The organism is Streptomyces sp. NPDC044002 (genome assembly GCF_056434525.1).
On record NZ_JBWKEZ010000038.1, the window covers coordinates 77,776 to 84,197 of the forward strand.

The window sequence follows — 6,422 nt, forward strand, 5'->3', positions numbered from 1 at the left end:
CGGCGGCGGGCTCGAGATCAACTATAGCCCACGAAACAGGAAGCTCCGCTACCGCGCTTTCACCGCGCGGAGCGAGTAGACCTGCGGGACGTACAGCCCGGCCGGGAGGCGGAAGTGGCCGTGGTCGTGCTCGTGCAGGAACTCCAGGCGCAGGCCCGCGGCGGCCAGGGCGCTGACGACCTCTCCGATGCCGTGCAGCCATTCCACGGTCCGGTTCGACCTGGTCAGTGCGCCGGGGTCGGCATAGGTGCCGGGTTCGTCCACGACGATCGCCCCGCGCTCGAAGTAGTCGTGCTCGACGGCCCGCCCGTCCTCGGACAGGACGTCGGCGAAGGGGTGGAACTCGGCGAGGTAGAGGAAGCCCCCGGGCGCGAGGAGGTCCGCCACCGTCCGCGCCCACCGGGTGATGTCCGGGAGCCAGCACAGCGCCCCGAAGCCGGTGTAGACGATGTCGAAGGTCCGCCCGCCCAGGGCCTCGACGGCGTCGTACACGTCGGCGGTGACGAAGCGTGCGGTGTCGGCGCCGATCCGCGCGGCGAGGTCGCCCGCCGCGGCCACGGCCGGCCCGGAGAAGTCGAGGCCGGTGACGGCGGCTCCGCGCCGGGCCCAGGAGAGGGTGTCCAGCCCGATGTGGCACTGGAGGTGGAGCAGGGACCTGCCGCTGACGTCACCGACCTCGCCGGGCTCGAAGTCCCGCAGCGAGTCCCGGCCCGCGACGAAGGCGGGGAGGTCGTAGAAGGAGGTGCCGAGGTGGATCGGGACGCGCTCGTCCCAGTTGGCCCGGTTGGCCTCGCGCCAGTCGGCGGAGGCGGCGGGTTCGGCGGCGTCGGCGGGAGCGGGGGTTCCGGCCGGGACCGGCGCCCCGGGCTTTCGACCTTGACTCGTGTAACCTGAAACGGGAAGGCAGCACCGGGCTACAGAGAGCGATGAAGCACGCCATGGCCGAAGAGGCATCGGCTCCCGCGTCGGCCACCAGCGCGGACGTCGCCCGCCTGGCCGGGGTGTCCCGTGCCACGGTCTCCTTCGTGCTCAACGACACCCAGGGCCACCGGGCCAGTGAGGGCACCCGGGCGCGGGTGCTGGCCGCCGCCGCGCAGCTCGGCTACGTGCCGAACGCGGCCGCCCGGTCCCTGCGCGCGGGCCGCAGCAACCTGGTCGTGGTGCCCGCCTCCGTCTCCGCGGTCGGGCGCCTGGTGAGCGACTGGGTGGACGACCTGGTCAGCGAGCTGGAGCGGCACGGCTACACCACCGTCATGCACGCCGGCCGCTTCGGCGATCCGCTCGAAGCCGCCCGCGCCTGGGCCGAGTTGCGGCCCGCCGCGGTGCTCTCCCTCGACGGCGACCGGCTCACCCCGCAGACGGCCGGGGTGCTGCGCCGCGCCGGGGTGCGCGGGATGCTCGCCTTCGCCTCGCATCCCGTGGACGGGGTGCACACCATCGCCTTCGACCACGCCTCCGTCGGCGCCACCGCGACCCGGCACCTCATCGACCGGGGCCGGACCCGGATCGGGGTGGTCATCCCGCGCGAGCGCGGCCTCGACACCCTCGCCCGGCCGCGGCTGGCCGGCGCCGAGCAGGTCGCCGCGCGGCATCCGGTGACCGTCACCCCCGTCGAGCTGGCCTACACCCGGGAGTCCGCGACGGCGCTGGCCCGCCGGTGGAGGGAGCTCGGCCTGGACGGCGTCTTCGCGTACAACGACGAGTACGCGGCCCTGCTGATGCACGCGCTGCTGGCGGAGGGGATCCCCGTGCCGGACGAGGTGGCCGTCGTGGGCTGTGACGACCTGGTGCTGTCGGCGCTCCAGCAGCCCGCGCTGACCAGCGTCGCGCTGGAGCTGCCCTCCGCCGCCTCCGTGGCCGACGCCCTGCACGCGCTGGTCGCGCGGGGCACGGCCCCCGGGGTCCCGGGCATCCAACCGGCCCTGGTGCACCGGCAGTCCTCCTGAGGCGGCGGCCGCGAGGATCCCCCGGGGCCTCCCGGGCGGGGTCGGCGCGGACGACCGCCGTCAGCAGGACGGCGGCACCGGCCGGCAGCAGGCCGAGCGGCAGCACGCCGGGCGTGCGGTGCGCGGCAGCGGGTCTCTCGCTCACGGGCGCGGCTCAGGCGTCCAGGTGGCGGGCGAGGAAGGCCACGCTGCGGGCCACGATCGGGGCGACGTCCGGGACGCCGAGGAAGATGTGGTCGGCGCCTTCCACCGGCTCCAGTACGCATTCCCCGCCGGCCGCGCGCAGCGCCGCGTCAAGCGCCTCGCTCTGGCCGTAGGGGACCAGGCCGTCCCGGGTGCCGTGGACCAGCAGGAACGGCGGCACGCCGGTCGCGCCGGCGCCTGCGGCTCCCGCGGCCCCGTCGGCGGCGAGCCGGGCGTACGTCACCGGGCTCGCCGCGCGGGCCGCCGCCGGCCGCGCCTCCTCCGTGTCGCCGAGCAGCGCCTCGTAGGGGTCCGGGTATTCCACGCCCGGCGGCATCGGCGGCATGGGGTGCCCGCGCAGGGCGGTCAGGTCGGAGACCCCGTACCAGTCGACGACGGCCCGTACCGAGGTGTCGCCGGCGCCGACGCCCTCGGTGCCCTCCAGGGCGGCGGCGTCCGGGGTGCGGGGGCCGGTCAGGCCCGCGAGGGCGGCGAGGTGACCGCCCGCGGACTCGCCCCAGACCGCGATGCGGTCCGGGTCGATGCCGAAGGCGCCGGCGAACTTCCGGACGTAGCGGATGGCGGCCTTCACGTCGTGGAGCTGCGCCGGGAAGGGCGCTTCGAGGCTGTGCCGGTAGTCGATGGAGACCAGGGCCAGCCCGGCGGCCAGGACCGCGCCGTGCAGCAGTGCGGCGGGGACGGTCGGCGGCGGGTAGCGCCGGTCGCCCTCCAGCCAGCCGCCGCCGTGGATCCAGACCACGGCCGGGACGGGGCCCCGCGCGGCGGCGGGCACCCGGACGTCCAGCAGCCGCGGCCGGTAGCCCGGCCGGGTGGCGTAGGTGACCCCGTCGAAGCGGCGTACGCCGTCCTCGGTGACCACGGGCGGTTCGGGCGCCCGGAAGGGAGGGGGTGGCCAGGTCAGGTCGGGCTCGACCGGGAGCGGATGCGTCATTGCGGCCCTTTCACGCGGAGCTGCACGTGGCCCCTGTCCGAGTTACACGTGTAACACCGGACTGTAGCCAGCCCCGCCCAGGGCCACAAGACGCATGCGGTCTCAGCCGCCGAGGGGGTGCCCGGTGGTGGCGTCCACGTGGTCCGGGACCTCGTCGTGGCGGTCGCCCACGGTCGCCGTCCCGGCGGGTTCGAACATGAGGATGGCGGCGCCCGACGGTGCGTGGGGCTTGTGCTCCGTGCCCCGGGGGACGGTGAAGACCGCCCCGCGCGGGAGGACGACCGTGCGCTCACCGCCGGGCTCGCGCAGGGAGATGCTCAGCTCTCCGTCGAGCACCAGGAAGAACTCGTCGGTGTGGTCGTGGGCGTGCCAGATGTGCTCGCCCTCGACCTTGGCGATGCGGACGTCGTAGTCGTTGACGCGCGTGACGATGCGGGGGCTCCACAGGGCGTCGAAGGAGGCGAGGGCCTTGGCCAGGGAAATGGGTTCGTCGGTCATGGGTCCATGCTGCGCCGTTCCGCACGGCCGGGGTGAGTGCTAGGAATCGCACATGCCGAAAGAATCCTCGCACCGGGTCGTCGTGATCGTCGACGAGAACTCCAACCCCTTCGAACTGGGCTGCGCGACCGAGGTCTTCGGCCTGCGCAGGCCCGAGGTCGGCCGCGACCTCTACGAGTTCACGCTCTGCTCCCCCGCCCCGCGCACGCTGATGCGCGACGGGTTCTTCACCCTGACGGGGGTGGCCGGGCTGGAAGCGGCCGACACGGCGGACACCCTCATCGTCCCCAACCGCCCCGACGTCGAGGTGCCCCGCCGCCCTGCCGTGCTCGACGCCGTCCGGCGGGCGCACGCGCGGGGCGCGCGCCTGGTCGGCTTCTGCAGCGGCGCCTTCACCCTGGCCGAGGCCGGGGTGCTCGACGGCCGCCGGGCCACCGCGCACTGGCAGTGGGCGGACTCCTTCCGGGCCCGGTTCCCCTCCGTCCGCCTGGAGCCGGACGTGCTGTTCGTGGACGACGGCGACATCCTCACCGCCTCCGGGAGCGCGGCCGCGCTCGATCTCGGGCTGCACATCGTCCGCCGCGACCACGGTGCGGAGATCGCCAATTCCGTGAGCCGGCGGCTGGTCTTCGCGGCGCACCGGGACGGCGGCCAGCGGCAGTTCGTGGAGCGCCCGGTCCCCGACCTGCCGGACGAGTCCCTGGCGCCCGTCCTGGCCTGGGCGCAGGAGCGGCTGGACGCCCCGCTCACGGTCGCCGGCCTCGCCGCGCGGGCGGCGGTCAGCCCGGCGACGCTGCACCGCCGGTTCCGGGCGCAGCTGGGAACGACGCCGCTGGCCTGGCTCACGGGAGAACGGCTCACCCTGGCGCGCCGGCTGATCGAGCGGGGCGAGTCCCGCATGGAGCTGGTCGCCCGGCACAGCGGGCTGGGTACCGCCGCCAACCTGCGGGCCCTGATGCGCCGGGAGACGGGCGTCACCCCGTCGGCGTACCGGCGGCGGTTCGGGCCGGGGGCGAGCTGAGCGGGGCCCCTGCGGCGACCGGGTGACGTGCGGGGCCCAGGGGGGCGTGGCACGCTGTTGACGGGGCTCGGGCCGCCGGGGAAGGCGGCCGCGACGAACGGAGCGCGCCGTGGGATTTCCGATCCTCCCCGTGGCGCTGCGGCGCCGGGCGGCCGGCTGCTGCGCCGCCCTGCTGCTGGCGCTCACCTGCGGTACGGGCGCCCGGGCGGCCCCCTCGCCGTCGCCCGTACCCTCGCCCGAGGCCTCCGGGGGCGGTCTCGACCCCCGCATCACGGAGATCATGCGCAAGCCCGAGTACCGCCACGCCCAGTGGGGGCTGCTGCAGACGGAACCGGGTGGCGGCCGGGTGCTGCACGGCATGTTCCCGGGGCAGTTCTTCATACCCGGCTCCACCGCGAAGCTGTTCCCCGTCTCCGCCACCTGGCAGACCCTCGGCCCGGACCACCGTTTCGTGACGCCCCTCTACGCGGTCGGGCGGCGCGCCGGCTCGACGTTGACCGGCGACCTCGACCTCGTCGCGCAGGGCGACCTCACCCTCGGCGGCCGGACCCGGCCCGACGGGACGGTCGCGTACACCGACCTCGACCACACCTACGCCAACGACTTCCCCGGCGCCACCCTCACCCCGGAGAACCCCCTCGCCGGGATCGACGGGCTCGCCCGGCAGGTCCGTGCGGCGGGCATCACCCGCGTGGAGGGCGACGTGATCGTCGACAGCCGGCTCTTCGCCCCCGACCCGGGGCTCGACCCGGTGCCGACCCCCCTCATCGTCAACGACAACCTCATCGACCTGCTGACCACCCCGGGCGACCGGGCGGGCGCCGCCGCCCGGCTGGACTGGCGGCCCAAGGTCGCCCCGTACGAGGTCACGTCGGCGGTGAAGACCGTCGCCGCCGGGAAGCCGACGGACATCACGGTGACGGCGGCCGACGGCGGCACCCGCATCCGGCTGTCCGGCACCATCGCCGCGGACGCCCCGCCACTGCTGCGCACCTCCCCGGTCACGGACCCGGCCTCGTTCGGCCGGACGGCGCTGATCGAGGCGCTCGGCCGGGCCGGGGTGGAGGTCACCGCCGCCGCGACGGGCCCCAATCCGGTCGCCCGGCTGCCGCGCGACTACGCGGGCCGGCCGCGCGTGGCCGCGTACACCTCGCCGCCGTACGAGCAGTACGCGAAGCTGATCCTGAAGGTCAGCCACAACCTCGGCGCCAACCTGGACGTCTGCCTGCTGGCCGTCACCACGGGCAGCCGGCAGTGCGCCGACGGCTTCCCCGTGCTCGCCGCCTTCCTGGACCGGGCGGGCGTCGACCGCGAGCAGGTGGCCCTGATGGACGGCCGGGGCGGCAATCCCGCCGACCGGGTCACGCCCCGGGCGCTGGTGCAGATGCTGGCGTACTGGCAGGGCACGCCGGACGCGCGGCGGTTCCGGGAGGCGCTGCCGATCCTCGGGGTCGACGGGCTGCTCGCGGAGAACTGCCGTGACTGTCCCGCGCGCGGGAAGGTGTTCGCGAAGACCGGTGCGGCCGTCGGCGGCGACCTCCTCAACGACCGGCTGTCGGTGGGGGCCATCACCATCGCCGGCTACCTGGACAAGGGCGGCGGACGCTTCGACACCTTCTACGCGGGTGTCACGGGCGCGATGACGCCGACCGCGAACCCGGAGGACGTGGTGGGCATCGCGAACGACCTGGCCCTGATCGCCGCCTACCTCCAGGAGGCGTCCTGACCGGGCGGCGGCCGGGGGGGGGGGGGGGGGGGGGGGGGGGCGGGGGGCGGGGGGGGGGGGGGGGGGGGGGGGGGGGGGGGGGGGGGGGGGGGGGGG

At 75.6% G+C, this 6,422-nt stretch carries 6 protein-coding genes; 3 read left to right on the forward strand and 3 right to left on the reverse strand.

The genetic code is table 11. The annotated features are described in order from the left end of the window. Positions 1-48 precede the first annotated feature (48 nt). Positions 49-954, reverse strand: a complete 906-nt coding sequence (locus AC07A6_RS25920) for a class I SAM-dependent methyltransferase (RefSeq protein ID WP_478778734.1) — start codon at positions 952-954, stop codon at positions 49-51. On the opposite strand from AC07A6_RS25920, the gene AC07A6_RS25925 reads away from it, so the two are divergent. Then, a complete protein-coding gene (locus AC07A6_RS25925; RefSeq protein ID WP_478778735.1) occupies positions 939-1,946 on the forward strand; it encodes a LacI family DNA-binding transcriptional regulator in 1,008 nt (335 codons plus the stop codon). The two genes, AC07A6_RS25920 and AC07A6_RS25925, sit on opposite strands and share 16 nt — an antisense overlap. Positions 1,947-2,100: 154 nt before the next feature. On the opposite strand, the gene AC07A6_RS25930 is transcribed toward AC07A6_RS25925, so the two are convergent. Both AC07A6_RS25930 and AC07A6_RS25935 read right to left on the reverse strand, forming a co-directional pair. After that, positions 2,101-3,081 carry an alpha/beta hydrolase fold domain-containing protein gene (locus tag AC07A6_RS25930; protein ID WP_478778736.1) on the reverse strand — a complete coding sequence of 327 codons (981 nt, stop codon included), beginning with the start codon at positions 3,079-3,081 and terminating at the stop codon, positions 2,101-2,103. A gap of 102 nt (positions 3,082-3,183) precedes the next feature. Then, complete coding sequence (locus AC07A6_RS25935) at positions 3,184-3,579, reverse strand: cupin domain-containing protein (RefSeq protein ID WP_362462691.1); 396 nt, start codon at positions 3,577-3,579, stop codon at positions 3,184-3,186. A gap of 52 nt (positions 3,580-3,631) precedes the next feature. Between AC07A6_RS25935 and AC07A6_RS25940 the strand changes: the two genes are divergently transcribed. Continuing rightward, entirely contained in the window at positions 3,632-4,600 is a 969-nt protein-coding gene (locus tag AC07A6_RS25940; protein WP_478778737.1) for a GlxA family transcriptional regulator, read from the forward strand. Between the two features lie 109 nt (positions 4,601-4,709). Then, positions 4,710-6,326, forward strand: coding sequence for a D-alanyl-D-alanine carboxypeptidase/D-alanyl-D-alanine endopeptidase (dacB, locus tag AC07A6_RS25945; RefSeq protein ID WP_478778738.1), 1,617 nt, complete (start codon positions 4,710-4,712; stop codon positions 6,324-6,326). Positions 6,327-6,422: the final 96 nt, after the last annotated feature.

Excerpts from the sequence above, each read along its gene's own strand:
- AC07A6_RS25925 (WP_478778735.1), top strand. The coding sequence starts at position 939 with ATGGCCGAAGAGGCATCGGCTCCCGCGTCGGCCACCAGCGCGGACGTC.
- AC07A6_RS25930 (WP_478778736.1), bottom strand. The coding sequence starts at position 3,081 with ATGACGCATCCGCTCCCGGTCGAGCCCGACCTGACCTGGCCACCCCCT.
- AC07A6_RS25920 (WP_478778734.1), bottom strand. The coding sequence starts at position 954 with ATGCCTCTTCGGCCATGGCGTGCTTCATCGCTCTCTGTAGCCCGGTGC.
- AC07A6_RS25935 (WP_362462691.1), bottom strand. The coding sequence starts at position 3,579 with ATGACCGACGAACCCATTTCCCTGGCCAAGGCCCTCGCCTCCTTCGAC.
- AC07A6_RS25940 (WP_478778737.1), top strand. The coding sequence starts at position 3,632 with ATGCCGAAAGAATCCTCGCACCGGGTCGTCGTGATCGTCGACGAGAAC.